General features: G+C 63.1%; 1 protein-coding gene. It reads left to right on the top strand.

All coding sequences use genetic code 11. The annotated features are described in order from the left end of the window. Positions 1-109: 109 nt before the first annotated feature. Positions 110-1,255, top strand: a complete 1,146-nt coding sequence (locus tag C2U70_RS28960; protein ID WP_433960718.1) for an IS4 family transposase — start codon at positions 110-112, stop codon at positions 1,253-1,255. Positions 1,256-1,278 lie beyond the last annotated feature (23 nt).

Genomic DNA, 1,278 nt, shown 5'->3' with positions numbered 1-1,278 from the left:
CAAGCCCACGGCTGTCCGGCTTAGATTTTCTGGACAAGGCGCATGGCGTTGATTCTAGTCAGTTCTGGACGTCTGCAAGCGTTCCGGGACACGACAGGAGATCAGCGCCATGCCGCATCACAATACAGTATTCCGTGACATCCTGAAGCTGATGCCGTGGCGTCAGTTTGAAGCGCTTGTGGAAGAACATAATGCGGATGCGCGAGTGCGGCGGCTGCCGACCAAGGCGCAGTTCGTGGCGTTGCTGTACGGGCAACTTTCGGGGGCGTCGGGGCTGCGCGAGATTGTGACGGGTCTTTCAAGCCACGGAGCGCGGCTTTACCACCTCGGCGCAACGCCGGTTCGGCGCTCGACACTCTCTGACGCCAACGCCGGCCGGCCTTCCGCAGTGTTTGCCGACCTTTTGGCCCTGATGATGAAGCAGGCCCATCGCGGCTTGCGCCGCAAGATGGCCGAGGCAGTCTATCTGCTCGACGCCACCAGCGTGCGGCTGAACGGGCATAGCGCCGATTGGGCGCGGTTCTCGGCCGGGGTCTGCGGCGCCAAGGTCCATGTGATCTACGACGCCGATGCGGATCGGCCGATCTATGCGGCGGTCACGGCGGCCAACGTCAACGATATCACGGCGGCCCATCAGATGCCGATCGACCCGGGCGCGACCTATGTCTTCGATCTCGGCTATTACGACTATCTCTGGTGGGCCACGCTCGACGACGCCGGTTGCCGGATCGTCACCCGCTTCAAATCCAATACGCCGCTCAACGTCGTCGAGGAGCTTCCGGTCGCCCCCGGCAGCAACATCCTCTCCGACCGCATCGGCTTCTTGCCTGCGCGTCAGGCCAAGAGCCGGCGCAATCCGATGCAGGACGCCGTGCGCGAGGTGCGGATCACGACCGACACCGGCAAGGTGCTGCGCATCCTGTCGAACGACCTGGATGCCTCCGCCGAGGACATTGCCGGGCTCTATCGCCGGCGATGGGCCATCGAGCTGTTCTTCCGCTGGGTCAAGCAGACCCTGAAGATCACCCGCTTCGTGGGCACTTCCGAGAACGCCGTGCGAATCCAGATCTCCGTCGCGCTGATCGCCTTTCTGCTACTCCGCCTGGCCCAAGCCGCTCAGAAAGCCGTTCAAAGCCCGCTCGTCTTCGCCAGGCTCGTCCGCGCCAATCTCATGCACCGCAGATCGATCCAAAACCTGGACGTGCCCGAGCCCGTCCTTCAAGATCATCGACAGATGAGCCTCAGTCTATGCTAATCGCCCAACCGGACAGCCGTGGG

The sequence above is a fragment of the Bradyrhizobium guangdongense genome (genome assembly GCF_006483445.1).
GTDB classification, from domain to species: domain Bacteria; phylum Pseudomonadota; class Alphaproteobacteria; order Rhizobiales; family Xanthobacteraceae; genus Bradyrhizobium; species Bradyrhizobium guangdongense_A.
This window is presented reverse-complemented; position numbering and strand designations above follow the sequence as displayed.

Excerpts from the sequence above, each read along its gene's own strand:
- C2U70_RS28960 (WP_433960718.1), top strand. The coding sequence starts at position 110 with ATGCCGCATCACAATACAGTATTCCGTGACATCCTGAAGCTGATGCCG.